Raw genomic sequence first — 23,915 nt, 5'->3', positions numbered from 1 at the left:
TGAAGTCCGCAGCAGGTTGAACGCCCGAGTGATCTCTTCATCCGTGCTCATATTCTTCGAACCCACGTCTTCGTCTTGAAGACATCGCCAGTCACAGGGCACCTACGATAGCGAATGATCCGCTGCGGACTGAAGTCCGCGCTCCGTCAGTCATGCGGACTTCAGCGTTCGTGAGTGTTCACCAATCTCACCGAGTCACGAGCTCGCCCATCTTCACGACCTCCAGATCCCTTCCCTTCACCCGGCGGATCGGCAGCAGTGACTCATGCACCCAGCGGTCATCGGGAGCACCGCTGATGTACCAGTCACCGCCGTTGTCTGCGAGAATGAGCCCGTGCTTCTTCAAGCCTTCCAAGATCACCTTGGCCGGGCCTTGGAAGGGGGTGGTGTCAAAACTGGCCTTCAGCCGCACGCGCATGCCCATGGGCGGCAGATTTTCCTCCATGTGAGGGCTGGCAAAGTGTGAGGCTGGTGACACATAACCATGACGAGATTTCCTGACCGTGAACCGCAAGGCATGACGCAGGACCCCTGCCCCGCAGATCTCATCATAGCGCGCCAACCCTGGTAGAATGGGCAATCCAGCCGCATCCGCACTGGTCCAGCCCGCAGGGCGTGGCTTGGGATTTTTGAGATCAAAGATGGCTCCGCTGGACGCTTTCCAAGATTTGCCGCCATTGACTGGGAAAGCATGAAAGAGCTCGTAGAGCTTCATGGCATCACGATCCAGCACGAGCACGTGACGGTCGCCCTCGGCCTGCGGACCACCTTCGATCCATGCATCCGGCGGGATGGGATAGGGCCCCGGATCACTCTCATCAGCATAGCGAAAGGTCACGGGGACACGCGGTTGGTCACCCTTCACCACATAGTAGGGAATGCCGCCCGGCGCGCCTTTCCAGATCAGGCCGAAGTCTTCATGCAGCGGCTTGTCCGCGCCGATGCTGGCAATGATGGCCTCACTTCTCGGATCCACCTCATCACTCGACACATCACGGTTCCATTCATCTTCCGAAGGCAGCAGCAAGCGGCCCCCAAGATCTGCATTCGGCCCCAGCGGCAGTGACGTTTCTCCCCACAAGGGCGAGCAGGCTCCGCCAACCAATAATGCAGAAGCGTTGTGAAGAAGATGGCGGCGGGAGAGAATGTGCTTCATCAAGGCTTGAGAGAGCCGAGAGGTGTTCTTATTCCCTGGTGAGCATCCTCAAAGATGATTCACGGCTTGCCCAACACCTGCTCGATGACTTGATAGGCCTCAAACCTCTCCTGGTCAGGAAAGTCATGCTCGCTGTCCGGATGCCGCACGGTGATGCCGTCCGGCGCGCCAAAGAGGCTGAACACGGGCTTCGCTGCCGCGACGACACGGTCCACGCTGTCCCACTTGAAGTTCTTGTCCCGCAGCGGTGCATTGATGAAGACTCGCCGGGGAGCCAGTGCCGCGATGAGTTCATAATAGTCAAAGGGCACGTCTTGCGGATGCCCCAGGTAGTCTCCCATCTTCAGCATGTAGCGCTCCTGCACCCAGCCTTTGATGTTGCCGCCGTAGTAGTCGAGCACTGAATCAAACCCGCAGCTGGTCACAATCACCTTCAGCCGCGTGTCAAAGGTGGCCGTGAAGATGCTGTTATGTCCGCCTAACGAATGGCCGATGGTGGCAAAGCCCGCCTCCTTTCTCACCTCCGGCATCGACTCCAAAAGATCCAGCCCGCGAATGTTGTCCCAGATGGCTTTCATGGTGCCACTGCCGAAGCCTAGAGCTTTGAGATCTGGCTGATACTGCGCCAGCAAAGGATAGCTGGGTGCCAGGGTGATGTATCCCCGCTCCGCCAGCTCGGAGGCATATTGACGGTTCTCTTTTCCCCCGAGGCCGACGACCACCTTGTGACCGATCTTGTTTTCCGTGGGATGCAAACACAGCACCGCCGGCGCCGGCTTCTTCCCCGCCAGCACAGCTTTCGGCAAACATAGGTAGGCCGGCACACGCCCACCCGGACTGGATTGATAGGTGATCAACCGCCGGATGTAAGAACCGCAGTCCACCTCTTCCTTCACCTTCACGTCCAGGGGACAGCGCTTGTCATCTCCTGGCAGCGGTCCTGAGACGGCCTCAAAAGCCTCCTTCGCCTCCTTTCGGCGAGCCTCCCATTCTTCAGGCGTGGCGGCCTTCTTCAGCTGTCCCTGCTCATCCCGCACCTGCAGCAGATCGGTCCGGCTCAATCCACGAATCGGCGGGATGTCCGCAGCCATGAGACAGAGAGGCAGCAAACCGGCGGCAAGAAGGATGGAGCGCATCTGAGAAATACGTCATGGCCCCGCCGCAATCCTACAGACGACCTTCACCTTCCAGCCGAAATGCATTTGAAGCCCGGCGGATTGAGTTCATGTCATGATCACCCGGTTTCCCGTTCCCGCCATGCCATCCGCCACTCGTGTCATCCATCTCACCCTGCCAGCCGGTGCTGAACCTGCGAACAATGACTCCCTGCCCGGCCATCTCCTCACAGCCATCAACGACAAGATCTGGGAACTCCCCTTTGAAGCGGTCTGCACGAACGGCGGCCCCAAGACTGATGAGAAAACTGAATGCTCTGATCTCCGCTACGAACGGCCAGCGCCCAACCAACTGCGTGGCAGCTTCGCGTATGCCTTCACGGAGGAGACGAACATCGGCTGCTCAGACCAGCACTACACGGACCGGGTGAGAGGCCGCTACTATTTCTCTTATGATCTGCAGACCGGCGTGATGAGTGTGGATATACCGCAGATTCATGCGGACTATGATCCGGAGGAGATTTGAGCTGTCTCAGTTCGAGTCTGATGTCGCTGGATTCTTGCCCGGAGGATCAAACTCCACATCGATGCCAGCTTTGTTCAGGCCCTTCTTCACTTCATCGGCGAGCTGGGCGTAGCTGCGGCCGCGCATGAGGTGTTTCTCAATCAGCGCCTTGGCATCAAAACCACGCTCCGCCGTCTCGAGTTCTCGCAGCCAGGCAATGACATGAGCCGCGTCACCCTTGTCGTCATGGTGATAGAAGAAGTAGGTCAGCAGAGCTGCTGAACCATAGTTCTGGCTGGACTGGCTGGCCTCGCCTCCGACCACATTGGGAGCCTTCACTTTCAGAGTCAGCGCAGCGGCCCAGGCACCGCCTTTGATCTCCATCAGTTCCTGGATATCCAGCATCTTAAAGGCACCCTGCTCAAACCGGTTCTTTTGGAGGGCGTAGCCCTCAAGCCTCTTCCGCAGGCCCGTCCAGGCAAACCTTCCCGTGGGAAAATACTCGGGCAGCGTGGTGTAGTCGGCACTGCCCTCGATGAACCATGTGGGCAGCTTCGCCAGCCAGTGATTCATCATCTGGTGGGTGATCTCATGGATGAGCGTCGCATTGGCGTCGTCATCCGCCTGGTCAATGCTGACCCGGCTGCCGACCATCTTCACGCCCAGGCTCTTGAGCGGCACCGAAAGCGCTTTCTGCCCACGCTGATAAACCCCGGCGGATCCAGGCATGCCACCCTCTTTCAGATAGTCTTCCTGATTCGTGTAGAGCTTGGCCAGGAAGAACTCCCGCAGCGGCTCCGGCTTGGGCCTCAGGTCCAGCGGCAGCTTGCAGTTCAGAAGATAGGTGGCCTCAAACATGCGCCCGAATTCACGAACCACGTTCGCGCCTAACTTGGAGTCGCATTCGAACTCATAATGCGGCGAACGATAGACGAACTTTTTCGCCTTCTCGTCCTCCATGACCACGGTGACCTGAGGCTTGTCCGCGATGGATAGACTCTTGGGCCAGGCCGCATCAGCAGCGGGTGACTCCGAGTTGCCTGCCGCGCCTGTGGGAGCTGCTGCTGGTGCACTGGCAGCCTGCGCCTTGGCCCAGGTCTGATCATCCGCCGAGAGCCGTTCCAGCGGCACGGAAAAGATGGCTCCGTTTCGCCCCTTGATCTTCACGCTGGCACCTTCCACCCCGAGAAAGGCAGCTTCCACGGTCTTCCCATCCGTGCTTTTCCAGACACGAAAAGCATCCTGCTGGGCCTGGACGAACAGTGCGGGAAAAACGAGGGCAGCTAACAGCAGACGAGTGGCGGTTGCAGTCATGTTCGTGCAGGCTAATAGGCACAGCTCATTCCTGACAAGGCAAAACATCCGTCAGGCTCCCAACCCCTGCCATGCGCGACTATCTGAAACTCCACCTCGTCATCGTGGCGTGGGGCTTCACGGCGATTTTGGGGAAGCTGATCGACATGCCGCCGATTGAGATGCTGGTGTGGAGGACGGCGCTGGCGGCGGTGGGATTCACGCTGGTGGCGCGGTGGCAGGGGCAGAGTCTGGCGATGTCCAAGGGCGAGCGTTCGAGGATGATCCTGCTGGGTGGCTTGCTCGGCCTGCACTGGATTTTGTTTTTCATCTCGGCGAGGCTTTCGACCGCCTCCGTCTGCCTGGCAGCAATGCCGACGGGGATGCTCTGGTGCTCGCTCGTCGAACCCTGGATCAACAAGACTCGCCGCTGGCGGCCTCTGGAACTGGTGGTTGGTCTGGTGATCGTCGGCGCGGTGTGGCTGATCTATGAGGTGGAGTTTCGTTATTGGTTAGGCTTCAGCGTGGCGCTCGGGGCCGCGTTTCTGGCGGCCTTGTTTGCGGTCATCAGCAAGCAGCTCGTGGCCCGCTGCCACTATGCGGTGATGGGCACGTATCAGATGAGCGGCGCTTGTGTGGTTTCGATAATTGGCTGGCTGGGGCTTGAGCATGGGCATGTCACAGTGCCGGGTGTGGATGACCTGCTCTGGCTGTTCCTCTTTGCCTCCATCTGCACGGTCTGGGCCTATGCGGGTTACATGGATGTGCTGAAGCGCCTGTCCATGTTCACGGTGAATGTGATCTACAATCTGGAGCCCATCTATGGCATCGCTCTCGCAGCGCTCATCTTTGGGCAGTCAGAGTATATGAGCACGGGCTTCTACATTGGGGCGGCGATCATCATTGGGAGCGTGGTCCTGGTGCCATGGCTGGAAAGGTGGGTGGATGGGCAGAAAGCCCGAATGACGAAGCCCTAATGACGAAATCAGAGTGGAGGCAGCAGAGCATTCGTGTGCTGAATTTGGTCACTCTTGGTGAGGAAGTGCGTGTTTTGAGGACGTTGGTTTGGGCATGACTTCTCCTACCCGGCGCTCCTTTCTGACCACAGCGATCTCCAGCGCGGCTGTTTCTGTGTTTGGCCAGACGACTCCTGAGACGGCCGCAGAGCCGATTTTTGATATCCATCAGCACACGCACTATCATGATCGCAGTGATGAGCATCTCATCGCGCATCAGCAGGCCATGGGCGTAACGCGGTCCATTCTGCTGCCGGCGGGCACTCCAGTGGATCGCGAGTCGACTCACAAGGGCAAGTCCAATGGTCTGGCGGCGCGCTGTTACAGCAATGAGTCGTGCATGAAGATCGCGAAGGAGAATCCGCAGGCCTATCTCTGGGGCGCGAATGAGGTGACGGATCTGGATTCAGCGCCTGCGGAGATCGAGAAATGGCTGAAGCTCGGAGCCTGCATCATCGGCGAGCAGAAGTTCGATGTGGAGTGCGACTCCGCTCACAGCCAGAAGCTCTACGAACTGGCCGGGGCCTACAATGTGCCCATCCTGCTGCACTTCCAGTTCAACACCTACAATCGCGGCTACGAGCGCTTTCACACCATGCTGGCGAAGTATCCGAAGACGATCTTCATCGGCCACGCGCAGACTTTCTGGGGCAACATCGACAAGGCTCACGAGCAAAAGGTTTTCTACCCCAAGGCGGGTTCCAAGGTCACTCCCGGCGGCATCACAGATCGCTACCTCGCCGACTACCCGAACATGTATGCGGACATGTCCGCCGGATCAGGCCTGCTGGCGCTGACTCGCGATGAAGAGCATACGACAGGCTTCTTTGACCGGCATCAGGACAAGATCCTGTATGGCAGCGACTGCGCGGATCATTTTGGCCGTGGTCCAGGCTGCCAGGGCGCGCAGACCATCGCGGCCATCCGGAAGCTTTCACCTAACAAGAAGGTCGAACGGAAGATCCTGTGGGAGAACTCGCAGAAGGTGTTTCGGCTGGGATAGGGTGGGGCGAGATCCTGAATCTTAACCATAAGTTCATGCATGAGGGTGGATCTAGGTTTGGTGAACCACTCAGTGGTTCAAGGCAGAAGGCCCCGATGCACAGGTTTACCGGGCGTGGGGAAACTCGAGACTGCATCATGCATTCCGTCTCCTCAGCTCATCTCTCGGAGAGAGATGGCTACTTTACTCAAACCCGGAACTCGCGGTTCAGCAGCAGCTTCAGGACTCTCAGATCCTCTTCCAGAGCAGCATCTGGATGGTGCTCCAGCACACGCCGCGTGCGTTCATCCAGAGAGTCTTGTTCAGCTTCGTCACCGAGCTCCATGAGGTTCGCATGAACCTTGGCTACCAAAGTTTGAACCTCCGTGATCTTGGCCATGGCATCGCTTTCGGTGATCTCTTCAGCCGCCAGGAGCTTAAGCTGCCGGCATTCGAAATGCCGGCAGCGCGTGGGACGCTGGGCATAGATGGTGCAGGTGCAGCCCTCCAGAAACCGGCAGGGCTGTTTGAAGTAGGGTTCCTTCTTCTTGCGGTAGATCTCCATGCCCAGGCGCTCCAGGCCGCGCATGTCATCCTGTGGTTGCAGACGCACGATCTCAAACAGCACCCCATTGCAGCACATGCCGCAGGCCGTGCAGAGACGGCTGGCGGCATCACGAAGATCATCCTCTCGGTTGGCGGATGTGTCGGCCTCCGTCATGCTAGTCTATTTTTGGGTTGGCAGGGCAACAGCGCGGAAGGTTTGCGAATGAGTCGTCTAGTCATACTCGCTCCAATCAATGGTATGCTCTGGTGCCAGCTCATCAAGATAACGATCTCCGTCAAATCCATATGCTCGCGGGACGCTATTTCGTGCCTCATCAATCTCGCCAGAAGTCCAAGTCACCGTCACTCTTGAACGAGCCACTCGATGCGGACTGGCCAGGACAGCCTTCCTGATGGCATCTCGGAGGCTCTCTGCGCTCACAGGCGGGACAGCACTCGCATTAAGGGTGATATGCTCAGCCGAAGCCAAGAAACTGACCTCGCCAAGAAACCCACCGTCATTCGAGTGACAGGTAAATCCGAGGTAGAGGTCGTTCCCGTCAGACCCCTCGACGAAGTCATAAGTGTAAGGCATCCGGCCCCGAGTCATGGAACAAACTCTCGCCAGCAGCCATGATGCCACCGGCGCTCCTGAGAGATCGGGAAGACGTGAATCACAGCGAGCAAATTGAAGAAAATCAAAAGGGGGACAAGATGCTAACCCTGGCACTTGCGCTAGTGAGTGCTTCGTCAGAAACCAGTAGCCGCCATATTGAAACGCTCCGGGGATTGACTTGGGCTCAGCTGGCATCACGGATAGCAATATTGGTTGGCCTAACAGATTAGATGAAGGAACACTTCGAAGCAAGAAGCCAGGCATTCCACCCGGTTTCGCTGAAGCGCAGGATTAAGCGTCAGTTGCTTCATTCAAGACGATTGTGTCCTTCGGAAACACGCGGCGCAATGCCTCTTGAAGAGCAATCGCGTCCTGCCTCGCGGAGGAAGAAAAAGATAGAACAATGAGTGCGACGTTGCCTGATGAATAACGCACCAAGCAATGTAACCGTGCGCTGCTGCGAACCGACTCCATCGTGTAGTCCTGCACAGAATCTGGGAATCCCGTGATGAGCGGTGGACGTGACTCAGGCCGAAACCACTGCCGAACGCGCAAACTCAACGGCAGGCAAACTAGGTCGCTTGATTCGGACTGCACCGCAAGCGTGCGAAAGCCTGCAGCCTGAACTGCGCCCGGCAACCGTTCCTCCAATGCCTGCCATGTCGTCGGAGTCGTGATTGCAGTTCTGACAAGCAGCAGCAAAACGACGAGAGCAGCCAAGGCAACCGCAGTTATGAGTGTGGCCTTCTTCACGGGCACAAAAGCAGCCTGACGGTTTAGATGACTGACTATTAGTTAGGCTCCCGCCTGCTGGCAGGCCTTGATCGTGTTCGCCATGAGCATGGCGATGGTCATGGGGCCGACGCCGCCGGGGACGGGGGTGATGGCGCGGCACTTGGGGGCGACTTCGGCAAAGGCAACGTCGCCGACGAGCTTGTAGCCTTTCTCGGTGCCGGGGGCTTCGACGCGGTTGATGCCGACATCGATCACGACGGCACCTTCCTTGACGTGCTCGGCCTTGATGAATTCGGGACGGCCGATGGCGGCGACGATGATGTCCGCCTGACGGCAGATGGCGGGGAGATCCTTGGTGCGGGAGTGCGCGACCGTCACGGTGGCATCACCACCCACGCCTTTGGCCATGAGGAGGAGCGCCATCGGCTTGCCGACGATCATGCTGCGGCCCACGACGACCACATTCGCGCCCTTGGTTTCGATGCCAGCATCGACGAGGAGCCTCTGGCAGCCCAGGGGGGTGCAGGGCACGAAGCCGGAGGAGTCTTCCAGGGCCAGCTTGGCCACGTTGATGGGGTGGAAGCCGTCGACGTCCTTGGCGGGGTCGATGGCGCGGACGATGGCCGCTTCGTCGATATGCTTGGGCGGCGGGCTCTGGACGAGGATGCCGTGGATGGCCGGGTCGCGGTTCAGAGTCTCGACATGGGCGAGGAGCTCTTCCTGGGTCGTTTCGGCCGGGAGTTCCAGCTTCACGGAGTGCAGGCCCAGATCACGGCATTTCTTGTCCTTGGAGCGGACGTAGGCGCGGGAGGCGGGGTCATCCCCGACCAGGACCACGGCCAAGCCGGGCTTCTTGCCGAGCTTCGCCAGTTCGGCGATGTCACGGCGGCATTCTTCGAGGACTTTTTCAGCGACGGCGGTTCCAGAAATGAGGGTCATGAGGCGGTGGAAAGGAGCGCGGATGCGGGTGTCCGCAAGCAAGTTCCCTGTCTCTTGCTCCCGCCTGGGCTTTTCCCAGGGGAAAAACATTCCAACTTAGGCGCAACTCCGCCCTGTCTCCGGCGTTCTAAAGCCGCCCCCATCTGCATGACTTCCACCTCGCTTCCTGACGTCCTCCTTTCCGCCGCCCAAAACGCCGGCTGCCGTGACCAAACGAAGCTCCGGCATGCCCTGGATGATGCCACGGACAAGCGCCAGCCGCTGATCGAGGCGGTGCTGGACGCGAATGTGGTGGATGAGGAGAGCTTTTTCTCCCAGCTGGCAGACGCCCTGCGCATGCCCTACGCGAAGGAGGACGGCGAGCCGCAGGAGGGCCTGCACAATCGTTTCCCGGCCAAGCTGGCGCTGCGCCACCGCATCTACCCGGAGCATGTGAGCGCCGTGGAGGCCACGCTGCTGACCTACAATCCTTTTGACCTGGGTGCCCGTCAGGCCGTGGGCCAGGAACTCCGCAAGCGGGTGCGCTGGAAGGTCGCCAGCCGTCATCGCATTTTGGAAGCGCTGCATCAGGGCTATGGTGTGGGCGCTGAGAACTTCGAAGAACTGCTGGAGGGCCGCGAAGGCCAGCAGGAGGACGACGACATGAAGCAGGAGACCACCATCCTGGATGAGGCCGATGAAGAGGCCACAGTGATGAACTTTGTGAACCAGGTCTTCCGCGAAGGTCTGAAGGAACGCGCCACGGACATCCACGTGGAGCCGCTGGAGCGCGATCTGCGCATCCGCTATCGCGTGGATGGCAAGCTCATCGAGGTGCCGGTGCCGCCAAACATGCGCCTGCTGCAGGCCTCGCTGATCTCGCGTCTGAAGATCATGGCGCATCTGGACATCGCCGAGCGCCGACTGCCGCAGGATGGTCGTATCAACCTCGAGCTGGATGGCGAGCCGATCGACGTTCGTGTGGCCACCATCCCCAGCGTGAATGGCGAGTCCGTGGCTTTGCGTTTGCTGACCCGCAAAAAATTCGACATGGGTGCCATCGGTCTCGATCCCGATACTGAGGCGAAGTTCCGCAAGCTCATCGCCGCGCCAAACGGCATCATCCTCATCACCGGTCCCACCGGTTCCGGTAAGAGCACCACGCTCTACACGCTGCTCAAGGAGCTCAACACCAAGGAGCGCCGCATCGTCACCATCGAAGACCCGGTCGAAAACAAGCTCGATGGCATCATCCAGATCGCCGTGAAGCCGGAAATCGATCTCACCTTTGCCGCTGGCCTGCGCTCCATTCTCCGCGGTGACCCGAACGTCATCATGGTCGGGGAAATGCGTGACCAGGAGACGGTCGAGATCGCCATTCGCGGTGCGTTGACCGGTCACTTGGTGCTCTCCACGCTGCACACGAATGATGCCGTCGGCGGCATCTCCCGTCTGCTGGATATGGGCATCGAGCCCTTCATGGTCTCTTCCTCGGTCCGTGCCTTCCAGGCCCAGCGCCTCGTCCGCACGCTCTGCCCACATTGCAAGGAGCCTTCCCAGCACGAGGAAAGCTATCTGAAGGCCATCGGCTTCCCGATCGAGTGGAAATCCAAACTCTTCCGTCCTGTGGGCTGCCGCTCCTGCCGAAACACCGGCTTCACTGGCCGTCTCGCCATCATGGAAATCTGCATGATGACCGAGCACCTGCAGGAGAAGATCAACCTGCGTGCGACCGTCATGGAATTGAAGGCCCAAGCGCTGAAGGATGGCATGGTCCCCATGCGCCAATACGGCTTCCGCAAGGCCTCTGAAGGCATCACGACTCTCGAAGAGGTCATGACAGTGACCGCCGCGAGTGAGTAACCGGTGGACGGTAAGCAGTAGGCGGTGGGCAGTCAGCAGTAGACGGTTGAAGCAGTTCCAGACAAAGATCATCCTATGAACCCAGAGCGCAAAAATCCGATTGTTCAGAGCTATCGCGATCTCGAAGTCTACAAAGCAGCTTTTCAGTTTCAGCAGGCCATCTTCCAAGTCTCCAAGAGGTTTCCCAAGGAAGAGATGTATTCACTGACAGATCAGGTTCGCCGGAGTTCGCGATCCATTGGAGCCAACATTGCTGAAGCCTGGTCGAAGAGGTCCTATGAAGCTCACTTTCGAAGCAAACTGACCGATGCTGACGGCGAGTTGCAGGAAAGCACTCACTGGATTGATACTGCCATTGCTTGTGAATACATCACCGAAGAGCAATACCAGAACCTTTTGAACCAGCTCGGCTCTGTGGGAGCCATGCTCGGCCGAATGATCGCCAATCACCGCGCGTTCTGCTATTGACCCACTCTAAGACCGCCTACCGTTCACCGTTTACCGCTCACCCTCTTCTGTGCCCAACTTCGCTTACACCGCCCTGAATACTTCCGGCCAGACTGTGTCCGGCAGCCTTGCCGTGGGATCACGGGCCGAGGCTTATCGGAAACTGGAATCGCAGTCCCTGACACCGGTGAAAGTAGCGGAGGAGTCGAAGTCCGCGAAAGCTGCCAGTAGTGCGGCGGCGAAGGCCGAGGACAACACTCCCACCAAGCTCAAGCGCAGCCAGGTCATCCTGTTCACGGAAGAGCTGGCGGACATGCTGGATGGCGGTTTGCAGATCGACCAGGCGCTGCGTGTGATCACGGAGCGTCAGGAAGATCCGGCGCTGAAGAAGGTCTCAAACATCCTTCGTGATCAACTCCGCGAGGGCTCCACGGTGGCCAAGGCGCTGAAGAAGGCTTCGCCGAGCTTCGATGAGCTTTACTGCAATCTTGTGGCTGCGGGTGAGGTCAGTGGATCGCTCGCGCCCATTTTGCGTCGTCTCGCGCAGAACCTGACGGTGATCGCGGAACTGCAGTCGAAGGTCACGCAGGCCATGATCTATCCCGCTTTCCTGGTGGGAGCTTGTATTGTGCTCATGATCGTCTTCATGACGGTCATGGTGCCGCAGATCACGGACTTGCTGGACAAGAACAACCAGCAACTGCCGATGGCCACGCAGATGCTGATCACCTTCAACACCTTCTTTATGAAGTGGTGGTGGGCCATGCTGGCGGTGATCGTCATCGTCTCCCTGAGCTTCAAGGCCTACATCGCCACGCCCAAAGGTCTCATGTGGTGGCATCAGACCAAGATCAATCTGCCGCTTTTCGGCCCGGTACTGGCCACACGCTTCTACGCTCAGTTTGCCCACAGCATGGGCAGCCTGGTGGGTCATGGAGTGCCTTTGCTGAATAGCATCCGCCTAGTTTCCAAGATCTCCGCGAATGTCTTCATCCAGTCCCTGCTGGCCAGGGTGACGGGCCTGGTCGCGGAGGGCAGCTCGCTGTCCTCTTCCCTGAAGAAGGTCAGCCATTTCCCCATGATGCTGGTGGACATGATCGCCGTGGGTGAGCAGACCGGCGCGCTGAGCAAGTCCCTGGAAAAGGCCGCCACGCGTTATGACAAGGAGCTGGATAAGCGCATCAAGCGCATGACCGCCATGATTTCTCCGATCATCATCCTTTTCATGGCCGTCATCGTCGGCGTTGTGGCCTATTCCATCATCTCCGCCGTATTCTCTTCTGTGAACGGCATCCGTGGCCGGGTGTAAGCTCCAGCATTTTTTACCACTAATAGACACTGATGAGCACTTATTTCCTGAAACCCAACCCGGACCTCTGCGGTTTGGGACATTAGTGCCTATTAGTGGCCATCAGTGGCAAAAACTTCCGCCTTTTCATCGCCTCCCAATTCCGTCAGAATCTTGTGTCCCAATAACTCATGACCCCAAACCTCCCCACCTCACGTCGTCTGGCCCGAGCCGGTTTCACCCTGATCGAAATCGTCATCGTGCTCACCATCATCTCCATCCTCGCGGCTGGTTCCATCTACATGCTGAAGGGCAACGTGGATGTGGCCAAGGAAAGCCGCGTGGATAGCGACCTCTCGAACATCATGACCCAGCTTCAACTCTATGAGGCCCGGAATATGCGCGCCCCTACCACGGAGCAGGGTCTAAAGGCACTGGTGGAACAGCCGAACACCGAGCCTCGGCCTGAGAAGTGGATCCAACTCCTGGAAGCCGTGCCGAAGGACCCCTGGGGCATGGAGTACAAGTATCGTTACCCAGCCCAGAAGTCCAAGAAGCCTTATGACGTCTACTCCGTCGGCAAAGACGGTGCTGACGGCACTGAGGACGACCTGGGCAACTGGCCGCAGAATACTGCGGCGAAGTGATGTCTGAATATGAATCCTGATTCCAGATCCTTCAAACCGAGACCGCACTTGCACTTGCGGACCTCTGTTTGGAATCGGGGATCAGGATTTACTTTGGTGGAGATCGTCATCTCCCTGACGATCATCATCGTCATCGCCGCTGCGGCGGTGCCGATGTTCAAAGGCTGGCGGGATGAGCAGATCGCACGCAAACCAGTCATTGAACTGGTTAGGCTGGCGAAGGAGGCCCGCATCCGGGCCATGCGTGAAAAGCGGCCTTATCAGATCGCTTTTCACGAGCACGGTTTTGTGGCCTCACGCTACTTCAGTCCCTATCTCCAGCTCGCAGAGCTGAATGAATTTCTCGAGCGCGCGGAGACGGGGGAGTTCCGCCTCAATCCCAATCAGGACGATGACGACAGCGACCTGGATGCGGGTGCTGGCGAACAGAAGAAGAGCGATCTACCGCTCGCGCCCACGGCACCAAAACTGGACAACAACTGGGAGGAACACTACGAGCTGCCCACTGACACGCAGTACACTTTGAAGTTCTGGAACGAGGTGCAGGAGACACTCATGGGCGGTGACATCGTCAAGCTCTGGGTCTTCCAGCCCACGGGCATCTGCGTGCCTCTGAAACTGCGCCTCGAGCGGCAGAGCGCGACCTTTGACATCGAGTTCAATGCCCTCACCGCTGACATCACCAGGGAGATCGTGGACCAGCGATGAAAACGAACACACGACATCTGCTCCGGAGCGCGGGAAGAGGCGCCATGCGTGGCTACATCCTCTTTGAGCTCATCATTGCCCTAACCATCTTTTCGATCGGTGTGCTCGGGCTCGCGCAGACTTTGAACGCCTCCATGGAGGTGGCGAACATCCTGAACCTGGAGCAGAACATCCGCCGGCATCTGCGCACGGCCGTGGAGGTGCTGAAGCGCAAGCCTCTCACCGAAATGGTCTGGACCGAGGCCGACACGGCCACGGGAGTGACTTATAACAGCACTGTGGAACCCGTGACTCTCAACATGACCAACGGCAATCCTGTGAGTGACATGTACAACCTTCGCGTCATCGCCACCTACACGGTCGGCAATGAGGCGAGAGATGAATCTGTGGACGTCTATGTTTACAAACCCCAGCAGCAACAACAGAGAAGAAGGTAACCGGTCACTCCGGCCCGGCTTCACTTTGATGGAGATCGTCATCGCCATGACGATCCTGGGCATGATCACGGGCACGTTGTTCGCGCTGATTCAGGGCAGCGTGAAGGGAGCGGCGCAGATCGAGGTGATCCAGCGCGAGAACGACTCCATCAACCGCCTGCTGGACATCTGCCGCAAGACCTTCACCACCATGCCGAGCACGGCCACGCTGACGCTCACGCTGCTGGATCCCAACTCCCCGGGCAGCTCCGCGCAGGAACTCACCATCGCTGGAGCGCCTCACAGCTTTGGGTTCGGCTTCAATCCCCTCTCCTACAAGGACACCATCCTGGGCCTGCGCCCTGATCCGAGCGGAGCCACCGATCAGAACGGCGCGGTGATGAATTACCTCTGCCTCTCGCGGGAGGATCTCATTCCGCAGACGGATGAAAACGGCATGGCCTTGCGCCAGGAGACGACGGGGCTCTCCGCGCCTGATGAGCAGGGCCGCTATTGGATGCCACTCCTGCCGAACGTGGTGTCACTGAAGTGGCTCTTTTACAAAGAGGCGGATGACACCTGGGTCGAGGAATGGTCGGAGAGCAACTGGCCTGACCTGATCAAGATTGAGCTCGTCATGAAGGACCGCACCACCCCGGTCACCATGGCCTACAGCGTGCCGACCCTGGTGCTGGTGGCTGGAAACGGCACCTCAAGCACCAGCACCTCATCGTCTAACAATAATAGCAATCAGGGCGGTGGCGGAGGAGGAGGTGGTGGTGGAGGCCGGGGCAATCAAGGGGGCACCCCCAATACACCAAGGCCACCGGATCAGCCGCAAACCCCTAACCCGCCCCGGCCCAATCAATGAGGCTGCTCACCATGGACATCATGAAAACTCATTCCTCCATGACCCGTCACACCAGCCGCTTGCTCATGCGGAAGGCGGCTCATCAGCCGTCTTCACGAGGCTCCGCCCTCATGCTCATGATCTGGGCGCTGTTGCTCATGTCCATGGTGGTCATGGGACTTTCCCAGTATCTCAGTTTCAGTGCCTCGGAGGCCATCATTGATGCGGCAGATTTTCGCGCGCTGCATCTGGCGGAAAGCGGGCTCGCGGTGGGGCTGCATCCGGACATTCGCCGTGGTGACAAGGCGCTGAAACAGAAGATCGGCACAGACAGCGGATTCGATGTGGTCATCAACTACGAAGGTGCGCGCATCCCGATCAACCTGGTCACTGACGACCGTCTGCGCCAGGCCATCTATGATCTCTTCATGCGCTGGGGGCTGAACGGTGACGAGGCCAGCATCGCCACAGAATCCCTGGCCGACTGGGTGGACCGCAATGACGACGGCCGCTCCAATGGTGCTGAGCAGGAATACTATGAAGGCCAGGGCTATAACGACCTGCCGCGCAACACCGGCTTCACACATACGGATGAGATGCTGCTCGTGCGCGGCATGGGCGTGGTGGACCGCCTGAAGCCAGACTGGCGCGAGTTCTTCAGCGTCTATGGAGATGGCACGATCGACCTCCGCACGGCTTTCAAGGAAACGCTGATCGCGGTGACGGGTGCGGGTGAGAAGGACGTGGAAAGCTTCATCCTCAAGCGTGATGGCGCGGACGGCATCCCGGGCACAGAAGACGACCAGCGCATCTCCGACAGCGAGGCTTACCGCATGCTGAATCTGACGGGAGACCGCGCTCGCGAACTGCAGAGCATCCTGACGAGTGAGGACACGCTGCGCCGCATCACCAGCACCGGCTATGTGGGAGAGAAACGGAAGCAGATCATCGTGGTGGCCCGGCGAGGTGAAGACCGGTCACTGACCTATCTGGCGCGTATTGAGGAGTAGAAGAACACGGGCATCGGGGGCGATGGAGTGGTGGAGTATTGGTATTGAGATCTAAAGCCCCTCTACTCCACTGCCCCACCGCTCCACTGCGGGGACTGATTTCCTCATTCGCCATTTGCCCGGCTCCGCCATCTCGGCACGCTGAGGCTTGGCGCTGAACCACCCGCGCCTCTCTAATCACCCCATGATCGCCTGGTTTGCCCGCAATCACGTCGCCGCTAATCTCTTGATGCTGGCGATCATGGTCGCAGGCGGGTGGACCCTTTACCAGGACAAGATCCCGCTGGAAGTCTTCCAGGACATGCCCTCACGGTTCATCTCGGTGAACGTGCCCTACCCTGCCTCCTCGCCTGAGGAGACGGAAGAAACAATCGTGCTGAAGATTGAGGAGGCGATCCAGCAGGTGGGTGGCATCAAGCATGTCAACAGCACTGCGGGCAGCAGCGGTGGCAGTGTTTTCATCGAAGTGAATGAGGACGATGATCCGCGCCGCGTCATGGAAGACGTGAAGATCCGCGTGGATGCCATCCCGAATTTTCCCAGCCTGGCAGAGAAGCCCGTGATCCAGCTCGATGACAGCTTTCATTCCGTCATCACCGTCATCCTCAGCGCCGACATGGCTGAGCGCGATCTCAAGCGGCTGGGTGAGCAGACCCGGGATGAGCTGGCCTCCCTGCCTGGCATATCCCACGCTGACATCACCGGCATCCGCAATGAAGAGATTGCCATCGAGATCTCAGAAGACCAGCTGCGCAAATATGGCCTGACGCTCGAGTCCATCAGCAAGTCCATCCGCGACAACGCCATCGACATGCCTGCCGGCGTGGTGCAGACGGAGGCGGGAGATGTCTCGCTCCGCACTCGCGGACGTGCGTATACCGGTGAGGATTACGCGCGCATCCCGCTGGTCACACGCACGGATGGCAGCAAGGTCACGCTCGGAGAGATTGCCAAGATCCTCGACGGCTTCACGGAGAATCCGCTGATCACCCGCCTGAACGGACGCCGCTGTGTCATGATCAGTGTCATGCGTGAGGGGAAGCAGAACGCCATCACCATCGGTGAGCGGGTGAAAGACTACATCTCTGAGATGAACCGCAAGCTGCCTAGTGGTGTGCGGCTGGACTACTGGAATGACCGCTCGAAGATCGTGAAGGGCCGCATCGACCTGCTGCTGCAAAACGCCCAGAGCTGCCTCCTGCTCGTCTTCATCTGTGTGGGGCTTTTCCTCCGGATGGAGGCCGTGATCTGGGTCGGTGTGGGCATGGTCATGAGTTTCCTCGGCTCCATCGCGCTGATGCCTTACTTGGACATCTCCATCAACCTGTCATCACTCATGGGCTTCATCCTGGTGCTCGGCATCGTGGTGGATGATGCCATCGTGATCAGCGAGCACTGTGACCACTTGCGCACCACCGAAGGGCTCACTCCGCTGGAGGCCGCGATCGCTGGCACCCGGCGCATGGCTGTGCCGATCACCTTTGGCGTGCTGACCACCGTCATCGCCTTCCTGCCGATGGCGATCGACTCGTCAGACTGGGGTTCGATGTTCAAGCCCATCGCGCTCATCTTCATCACGGTGATGCTCATCGCGCTGATGGAGACGAAGCTGATCCTGCCGAGCCACCTCGCCCATCCATTCCTCGGCAGGGCTGGTGACCTCCTGGCGCCCATTCACCGCACCTCGGACCGCGCTTTGCAGTGGTTCGTGCGCACCATCTATGTGCCGCTCATCCGGCTCAGTGTCAAAAATTGCTACACCGTGCTGGCCCTGCTGTTTGGCGGGCTCGCCGTGATCGGTGGTCTGTATGCCAGCGGGCGCATCTCCACCACTTACTTCCCACGCGTGCCCAGCGAGCGCATCGACTGCCGCCTGACCATGCTGGACGGAACTCCCGTCGAGATCACTGAAAAGCACATCGAGCGCATCTACCAGATCGCCCTGGAGATGCAGAAAGAGTATGTCGGTCCTGATGGACGCAGCGTGGTGAAGCATGTGGTCTCCACCATCGGCACCACGCTCTCCGGCCGCGGCTCTCCGTCCGGCACTGGCAGCCATGTGGGCGGGGTCACCATGGAGACCTTTGGTCCTGAGGAGCGCAGCCGCGATGCCAACACGGTGGAGATGGCCAATGAATGGCGGCAACGAATCGGCAACATCGTTGGAGCCGAGGAACTGACCTTCCGCGCCGAGATCATGCGCGGTGGGGACCCGATCGACATCCAGCTCACCGGCACAGATCCCAAGGAGCTGCTCGGCGTGTCTGAGAAGATCAAGGAGAAGCTCTCCACCTATCCCGCGCTCTTTGACATCAATGACTCGCTGGATTCGGGAAGAAACGAGATCCAGCTCAAGCTGAAAGCCGAGGCCCAGCAGTTTGGCATCACCGTGACCGACCTGGCCCGCCAGGTGCGGCAGTCATTCTATGGAGATGAGGTGCAGCGCATCCAGCGCGGACGGAATGAGGTGAAGGTCATGCTGCGCATGCCAAAAGCCAACCGGCAGAATCTGGCCACGCTGGACACCATGCGCGTGAGGACCGCGAACGGCCTGGAGGTGCCCTTCAGCCGTGTGGCTGAGGCCAAGGTCGTGAAGAGCTTCACCAGCATCAAACGTGTGGACCGGCGCCGGGCACTGAACATCTCCGCTGATGCTGACAAGGGCAGCGTGGATATCGCAGCCCTGCGCGCAGAGCTCACCACCTTCCTGGACGAGCTGCTGGCTGACTCCGGCCATATTCGCTGGAGCTTTGAGGGGGAGGCCCGCTATCAGCGCGAGAGCCAGGGCAGAGTGTTCGTCTCTTTCATGCTCGTCATCGCCGCCATGTATGGGCTCATGGCCATCCCCTTCAAGAGTTACACCCAGCCGCTCATTGTCCTGCTGGTGGTGCCGTTTGGCGTGGTCGGCGCGGTGATTGGCCACCAGTTTCACAACCTGCCGGTCAGCATCATGAGCTTCTTCGGCATCCTCGGCGTCTGCGGCGTGGTGGTGAATGACACCCTCGTGCTCGTGGATGAAATCAATGACCTGAAGGCTGGCGGCATGCCGCTGAGAGAGGCCGTGCAGCGAGGCGGAGTGCTCCGGTTCCGGGCCATTTTCCTCACCCAGATCACCACCTTCTTCGGGCTTGTTCCGCTGATCTTTGACGGCACCTGGCTGGCGCGCATGGTGCCCTTCCTGTTTAGCAACGGCGCGCAAAGCACCCACGCGCAGTTCCTCACCCCCGTTTCCGTGGCCATGGGATATGGCAGCCTCTTCGCCACCGTGATCACCCTCTTCCTCGTGCCGCTCTGCTATCTGGCGGTGGATGACATCGGCCAGGTGCTGCGCCGCTTGTGGAAAGGCGATGAGGCCAAGCTCCCAGACTCCTCAACGACAAGCGTCCCGGCGTAAACGCGCCAGCATGCTCACGCGAGGTTTGATGACATGCCGTCTTTCTCCACCAGCCCAGTTCCGCAACCTCTCTATCTGCAGATCGCTGATGCAGTGGCGAAGCTGATCGCGGACGGTGTGCTGCGACCGGGTGAAAAGACGCCGTCCTTGCGTGCGGTGTGTGACCAGCATGGTGTGAGCATGAGCACGGCCGTGCAGGCCTTTGTGGAGCTGGAGACACGCGGCTTGGTGGAGCCCCGGCACAAGTCGGGCTTCTTTGTCAAACAGCCCGCCAAGGCGCGGCTGGACCTTCCTGGGCCACCCCGTTTTCCGATGGCCGGAAGCCTCGGCAACATGCACGCCAGCCTCTTTGATGCGGTGTTCTCCGGCAATGTCATCGCACTCGGTGGTGCGGTGCCGAGCGCGGACATCCTGCCCACGGTGAAGCTGAACCGCATGCTGGCGGAAAAAGCGCGCCACGCCGGTGAACGAGGGGTCATGTATGATCTGCCACCTGGATCAGATGCTCTCCGGCGGCAGATCAGCAAGCGCATGATGAAGGGCGGCGCCGTGGTGGCACCGTCCGAGATCATCACCACCTGCGGCGCCACGGAGGCACTCATGCTTTGTCTCCGCGCGGTCACTCAGCCAGGTGATGTCGTCGCGGTCGAGTCCCCCACCTACTTCGGCATCCTGCATGTGCTGGAAACACTGGGCTTGCGAGTTCTGGAGATCCCCACGGATCCGGTGAGCGGCATGAAGATCGATGCGCTGGAGAAGGTGCTGAAGAAACAGCGGGTGAATGCATGCCTTGTTCTTCCCGCCTTCAGCAATCCGCTCGGCGCTTCCATGCCGGACGAGGCCAAACAAAAATTGGTGATGCTTTTGAAGGCTCATGAGATCCCCTTGATCGAGGATGACGTCTTCGGTGAGCTGCACTTCGGCCCGAAGCGTGGCAAGACCTGCAAGTCCTTTGATGACTCGGGGCTGGTCCTGTTTTGCAGTTCGTTCTCCAAGACACTGGCGCCGGGATATCGTGTGGGATGGGCCATCCCAGGGCGCTTCTATCATGCGGCACGCATGGCCAAACTGACGCATACACTCGCGACCCCCACGCTGCCGGAGCTGGCCATCGCCGGCTTCCTGGCGGAAGCAGGATATGATCATTGGTTACGCAGTGTGCGCAAGATCTACAAGGATAACGTCACGCGCATGCGGAAGGCCATCCTGGAACACTTCCCTGCGGGAACGACCGTGACCTCACCGCAGGGAGGCTTTCTTCTATGGGTGACCATGCCGCCGAAGGTGAATGCGCTTGAGCTCTATGAGCGCGCCCTGGCCAAGGGCATCAGCATCGCGCCCGGGCATCTGTTTTCACTGGAGCAGCGCTACACAAACTGCCTGCGCATCTCCTGTGGTGAGAGATGGTCCCCGCGTCTCGATGCCGCCATCCGGACGCTGGGCAGGCTTGCGGGACGATGAGAGACTCTCTCCATCTCTAGTCCTCAAACATCCACGCGTCCTTCTTTCGCTGCTCTTCCAGGTATTCCGGCGTCATGAGTTGGCCGAAGAAGCCGCGCTTGACGCCACCTGCCTCCGACGGGCTGTTCTTCTGTTCCCAGCGCCGCGCACGGTCCACCTCGCCACGCAGATTGTTCAGCAGGGTCACCAGGTCATGGCGCAGGAGGTTCCGGTTGGCTGCCGGCGGATAATGCGCCGCGTAATATTTCTCCAGCACCTGGAGGTCCTCCTCCTCGATTTTGCCGGTTCTTCGCAGCGCCTTCGTCTCGTTTGGGGACCACTCCGTGGTGGCCGGGCGCTTGAAGATGGCCGCCAGCCGAAGCGCGTGCTCGCACCTCGGCAGGCGCAGCACCTCAGGGTCACGGGGCCGCTTCTCCCGGCGCTGGCGCCCGGGCCTGTCACTCCTTCCTCGGCGCCTCCCCTGCGGGGGCCTGTGACCGCTGCCGCTGCTGATGCCAGCGACGATGGCGGGGACCGATGCGCCAGGCCCTTTGCCAGACATGTCGTTAGGCCGGGCGATGGTCAGGACGACGCAGGTGCCACGGCCAGGACTGGCAGTCAGGTGCTGAGCCTGGCTCTGGTCAGGAGTCTGGCCTTGGGTCTGGGCTGCCTCGGTGATCGTCCCGGCGTCAGCCGGGAAATGAACAACATCCCCTCCCCCGTGGGTGCGCGTTCCATCCCCGGGTGTGGGTGGGTGGGGATAGGCGGGAGAAAGGGGAGTCTGAGGGGGAAGAGGGTGGAAAGGGGCGGGAGGGAGAGGGGCCTTGTCCGCAGACGTTTCTGACGTGACCGACGTTGCCGTTTCCGTTGCCGGTGTTGCCATGGATGTTGCCGATGTTGCCACGTCCGTTGCCAACAGGGCAGAAGCCCGCGTGACCGGTGTGGCCGCAGATGTGACCGTTTCCGTTGCCAGCGTGGCCATGTTCGTGACCGCCGCGACCGTAACCACGGACTCCGGGTTCTGCGCATGCTCATCGCAGTCTGGCACTCCGTGCACCTCATCCTTCCGAGGTTCGTGAGCGGCCGTGAGAGTTCTTTCCTTCAGCCTCTGCCGGTAGCGTGCCTGGTTCACGGCCTTCCTGCTGCGTGATTGCATCGCCACCTCCACCGGCACCTCCGGCATGCGTGGCAGCAGCCCCTCCAGCGCCTTGGCCACAGCGGCGGCGATCAGACCAGCCAGTTCATCGGGAGTCAGTTGGATCACGTTCATAGGTTTTGGTCAGGAAGGAGCTAGGCCAGACCGGGTCGACTCGGCTCACGCTCAATACTACTCTTTAGAACAGTATACCTTACACCAAGAGGCACTTCAACAATGAAAACACTTGCCGCTCTGTGCTGGTCAGGAATGCGGCCATCTGTATCTGGTGGCATTTTCCGGGGATGCGAAGGTCCTCCCATGAACCCCCACTTCATTCCCCTGTTGGCGGCGATGGCTCCGGAAGGTCTGCTGTTGCTGAGAGTCCTTGGTGCGCTGGCCTTCGTCATCCTAATCCCGGTCGGCTTCATGCTTTTCAAGAATCAGGATCGTTGGTTCGGCCACACGGCTGAGATTCCCACGGAAACGAGCGGCAGCCTGGGCTATGGCCGTGCACAGGCCTGGCTCCTCTATATCGGAGCTGTGCATCTGGCGCTGTTTCTGGCACTGGGGCTGTAACAGCCCTGACCTCAAGGTGAAGGCAGGATGGAGAAATCACCGCTCTCGGTGCTGCCCGTGAAGTAACCGGCGGCAAAGGTCTGGCCCTGCATGAGCACGCCTTTCAAGGTGCGCGTTGTGTTGGCATCAGCCTTGAAGCTGCCGGAAACGAGTCCGGTGGCTCCGGTGAGGGTGAGCTTCAGCGAGTTCGCATCCACCGGGGTGGTGAACTTGTTCGCGGTGTCCAGGGTGACGTTTTTCATGATCGGCGCCAGCAGATTGCCGAACTCGGCATTGAACTGGGCGTTCGGACTCGTCGCTGGAAAATTCAGCGCACGCTGACCCGCGAGCGGTGCGAGATAGAGAGAGCCTTCCGCGTTCACGCCCGTCTTGAAATCGGCCGGATGAAACGAACCATTGGTTAGGGGCTTCCCCCACACCAGGGAGCCCTGGATCGCCAGGCCGCCTTGGTTCACGAAAGCAGTGCTGCCAGCCAGAAAGCCCTGGTTGGCATGCAGTGCCACAAAGAGAGGCCAGACATTCGGCCCGACGATCTGGGAGCCTTGCGTGATTGCAATGTCGTTCGGAAGCTTACCCGCCATGGTGATGATTCCCTTGTTGCTGACAGACACGGTGGCATAACCCGTGCCCTTGGGGACTCCAGCGCCCGCATTGGCCTCGAGAATCATCGTGTACTTGCCGATGAACCCCGAGCCGATCAGCCGTCCTCCCAGATTGAAGAAGTCTGCCTGCAGGCTGACGTCTGAGGGAGTGCCCCCCACTCCGCTGAGTGATCCGAGGACGGCCTGCAGACTGCCTTGCGTGTCGATGTTGATATCGAGGATGTAGTCGGTCAGCGGGGTCTTGCGATCAATGGTGATGGGGCCGCCCTCCAGAGCTCCCGAAGGCAGGAATTTGCCGGAGAAAGGGAGAGTCGATCCCTGGATGGTGACCTTGCCGCTGAAGGTGCCGTTGGCGAGGAGCTTCAGGGTGATGATGCCGGTGTTGGCGACATCAGGACTGCTGTTGGTGATCAGCCCTGTGTAGGTGGCCGCCAGATGCGGGGACAAGGGCGGAGTGATGGTATTCACCCGGGACAGGAGGCTGCCGTTCTTGTCATAAGCATAACTGGTTCGGCTGTTGCCATTGTAGTTGGCCGCGACCATGCGCCCGGCTGCGTCATAGGTGTAGGAGATGCGCAGCGCACTGGCGGCGCCAGGAAAGAGCATCAAAACGGCCACAAGGCGGAGGAAGAGAGTTTTCATGAGGACGTGCAG

Annotated in this window: 22 protein-coding genes; 14 read left to right on the top strand and 8 right to left on the bottom strand. The window is 59.6% G+C overall.

The window, feature by feature from the left end; genetic code table 11:
- Positions 1-187: 187 nt before the first annotated feature.
- Both BGE01nite_RS10110 and BGE01nite_RS10105 read right to left on the bottom strand, forming a co-directional pair.
- Positions 188-1,156 (bottom strand): hypothetical protein, encoded by a 969-nt coding sequence (locus tag BGE01nite_RS10110; RefSeq protein ID WP_146850330.1) that lies wholly within the window; start codon positions 1,154-1,156, stop codon positions 188-190.
- 59 nt (positions 1,157-1,215) lie between these two features.
- Positions 1,216-2,292, bottom strand: a complete 1,077-nt coding sequence (locus BGE01nite_RS10105; RefSeq protein WP_146850329.1) for an alpha/beta hydrolase family protein — start codon at positions 2,290-2,292, stop codon at positions 1,216-1,218.
- Positions 2,293-2,386: 94 nt separating this feature from the next.
- Between BGE01nite_RS10105 and BGE01nite_RS10100 the strand changes: the two genes are divergently transcribed.
- Entirely contained in the window at positions 2,387-2,797 is a 411-nt protein-coding gene (locus BGE01nite_RS10100; protein ID WP_146850328.1) for a hypothetical protein, read from the top strand.
- Positions 2,798-2,803: 6 nt separating this feature from the next.
- Here BGE01nite_RS10100 and BGE01nite_RS10095 read toward each other — a convergent pair whose 3' ends face one another.
- Positions 2,804-4,090, bottom strand: coding sequence for an SHD1 domain-containing protein (locus BGE01nite_RS10095; RefSeq protein ID WP_170266709.1), 1,287 nt, complete (start codon positions 4,088-4,090; stop codon positions 2,804-2,806).
- A gap of 71 nt (positions 4,091-4,161) precedes the next feature.
- Between BGE01nite_RS10095 and BGE01nite_RS10090 the strand changes: the two genes are divergently transcribed.
- Entirely contained in the window at positions 4,162-5,046 is an 885-nt protein-coding gene (locus BGE01nite_RS10090) for a DMT family transporter (protein ID WP_146850326.1), read from the top strand.
- A gap of 94 nt (positions 5,047-5,140) precedes the next feature.
- Entirely contained in the window at positions 5,141-6,088 is a 948-nt protein-coding gene (locus tag BGE01nite_RS10085) for an amidohydrolase family protein (RefSeq protein ID WP_146850325.1), read from the top strand.
- Positions 6,089-6,275: 187 nt separating this feature from the next.
- Here BGE01nite_RS10085 and BGE01nite_RS10080 read toward each other — a convergent pair whose 3' ends face one another.
- The 3 genes from BGE01nite_RS10080 to folD form a co-directional block, all read right to left on the bottom strand.
- Positions 6,276-6,788: a YkgJ family cysteine cluster protein gene (locus BGE01nite_RS10080; protein WP_146850324.1), complete on the bottom strand. Its 513-nt coding sequence runs from the start codon at positions 6,786-6,788 to the stop codon at positions 6,276-6,278.
- A 732-nt stretch (positions 6,789-7,520) separates the two neighbouring features.
- Complete coding sequence (locus tag BGE01nite_RS10075) at positions 7,521-7,982, bottom strand: hypothetical protein (protein ID WP_170266708.1); 462 nt, start codon at positions 7,980-7,982, stop codon at positions 7,521-7,523.
- Positions 7,983-8,024: 42 nt separating this feature from the next.
- Positions 8,025-8,903 (bottom strand): bifunctional methylenetetrahydrofolate dehydrogenase/methenyltetrahydrofolate cyclohydrolase FolD, encoded by an 879-nt coding sequence (folD, locus tag BGE01nite_RS10070; protein WP_146850322.1) that lies wholly within the window; start codon positions 8,901-8,903, stop codon positions 8,025-8,027.
- A gap of 147 nt (positions 8,904-9,050) precedes the next feature.
- On the opposite strand from folD, the gene BGE01nite_RS10065 reads away from it, so the two are divergent.
- The 10 genes from BGE01nite_RS10065 (at position 9,051) to BGE01nite_RS10020 (ending at position 20,966) form a co-directional block, all read left to right on the top strand.
- A complete protein-coding gene (locus tag BGE01nite_RS10065) occupies positions 9,051-10,745 on the top strand; it encodes a GspE/PulE family protein (RefSeq protein WP_146850321.1) in 1,695 nt (564 codons plus the stop codon).
- Between the two features lie 75 nt (positions 10,746-10,820).
- Entirely contained in the window at positions 10,821-11,213 is a 393-nt protein-coding gene (locus tag BGE01nite_RS10060) for a four helix bundle protein (RefSeq protein ID WP_146850320.1), read from the top strand.
- A gap of 49 nt (positions 11,214-11,262) precedes the next feature.
- Positions 11,263-12,501: a type II secretion system F family protein gene (locus BGE01nite_RS10055; RefSeq protein ID WP_146850319.1), complete on the top strand. Its 1,239-nt coding sequence runs from the start codon at positions 11,263-11,265 to the stop codon at positions 12,499-12,501.
- Positions 12,502-12,671: 170 nt separating this feature from the next.
- Positions 12,672-13,127 (top strand): type II secretion system major pseudopilin GspG, encoded by a 456-nt coding sequence (gspG, locus tag BGE01nite_RS10050; RefSeq protein WP_146850318.1) that lies wholly within the window; start codon positions 12,672-12,674, stop codon positions 13,125-13,127.
- A 54-nt stretch (positions 13,128-13,181) separates the two neighbouring features.
- The gene (locus BGE01nite_RS10045; RefSeq protein WP_218032949.1) at positions 13,182-13,835 is read left to right on the top strand and encodes a prepilin-type N-terminal cleavage/methylation domain-containing protein; all 654 of its coding nucleotides are present in this window, start codon (positions 13,182-13,184) and stop codon (positions 13,833-13,835) included.
- Between the two features lie 44 nt (positions 13,836-13,879).
- Positions 13,880-14,272, top strand: a complete 393-nt coding sequence (locus BGE01nite_RS10040) for a type IV pilus modification PilV family protein (protein WP_170266706.1) — start codon at positions 13,880-13,882, stop codon at positions 14,270-14,272.
- On the top strand, positions 14,232-15,122 hold the full coding sequence (locus BGE01nite_RS10035) for a PulJ/GspJ family protein (RefSeq protein WP_170266705.1): 891 nt from the start codon (positions 14,232-14,234) through the stop codon (positions 15,120-15,122). The genes BGE01nite_RS10040 and BGE01nite_RS10035 overlap by 41 nt, the downstream gene beginning before the upstream one ends.
- A 20-nt stretch (positions 15,123-15,142) precedes the next feature.
- Positions 15,143-16,111: a type II secretion system minor pseudopilin gene (locus BGE01nite_RS10030; RefSeq protein WP_170266704.1), complete on the top strand. Its 969-nt coding sequence runs from the start codon at positions 15,143-15,145 to the stop codon at positions 16,109-16,111.
- A 184-nt stretch (positions 16,112-16,295) separates the two neighbouring features.
- Positions 16,296-19,505: an efflux RND transporter permease subunit gene (locus BGE01nite_RS10025; protein ID WP_146850313.1), complete on the top strand. Its 3,210-nt coding sequence runs from the start codon at positions 16,296-16,298 to the stop codon at positions 19,503-19,505.
- Positions 19,506-19,538: 33 nt separating this feature from the next.
- Positions 19,539-20,966, top strand: coding sequence for an aminotransferase-like domain-containing protein (locus BGE01nite_RS10020; RefSeq protein WP_146850312.1), 1,428 nt, complete (start codon positions 19,539-19,541; stop codon positions 20,964-20,966).
- A 16-nt stretch (positions 20,967-20,982) separates the two neighbouring features.
- Here BGE01nite_RS10020 and BGE01nite_RS10015 read toward each other — a convergent pair whose 3' ends face one another.
- Complete coding sequence (locus tag BGE01nite_RS10015) at positions 20,983-22,215, bottom strand: hypothetical protein (protein WP_146850311.1); 1,233 nt, start codon at positions 22,213-22,215, stop codon at positions 20,983-20,985.
- A gap of 186 nt (positions 22,216-22,401) precedes the next feature.
- On the opposite strand from BGE01nite_RS10015, the gene BGE01nite_RS10010 reads away from it, so the two are divergent.
- Positions 22,402-22,659 (top strand): hypothetical protein, encoded by a 258-nt coding sequence (locus BGE01nite_RS10010; protein ID WP_146850310.1) that lies wholly within the window; start codon positions 22,402-22,404, stop codon positions 22,657-22,659.
- An 11-nt stretch (positions 22,660-22,670) separates the two neighbouring features.
- Here BGE01nite_RS10010 and BGE01nite_RS10005 read toward each other — a convergent pair whose 3' ends face one another.
- Positions 22,671-23,903 (bottom strand): hypothetical protein, encoded by a 1,233-nt coding sequence (locus BGE01nite_RS10005; protein ID WP_146850309.1) that lies wholly within the window; start codon positions 23,901-23,903, stop codon positions 22,671-22,673.
- Positions 23,904-23,915 lie beyond the last annotated feature (12 nt).

The organism is Prosthecobacter gellanilyticus (assembly GCF_007992435.1).
In the GTDB taxonomy this organism is placed as follows: Bacteria; Verrucomicrobiota; Verrucomicrobiia; order Verrucomicrobiales; family Verrucomicrobiaceae; genus Prosthecobacter; species Prosthecobacter gellanilyticus.
This window is presented reverse-complemented; position numbering and strand designations above follow the sequence as displayed.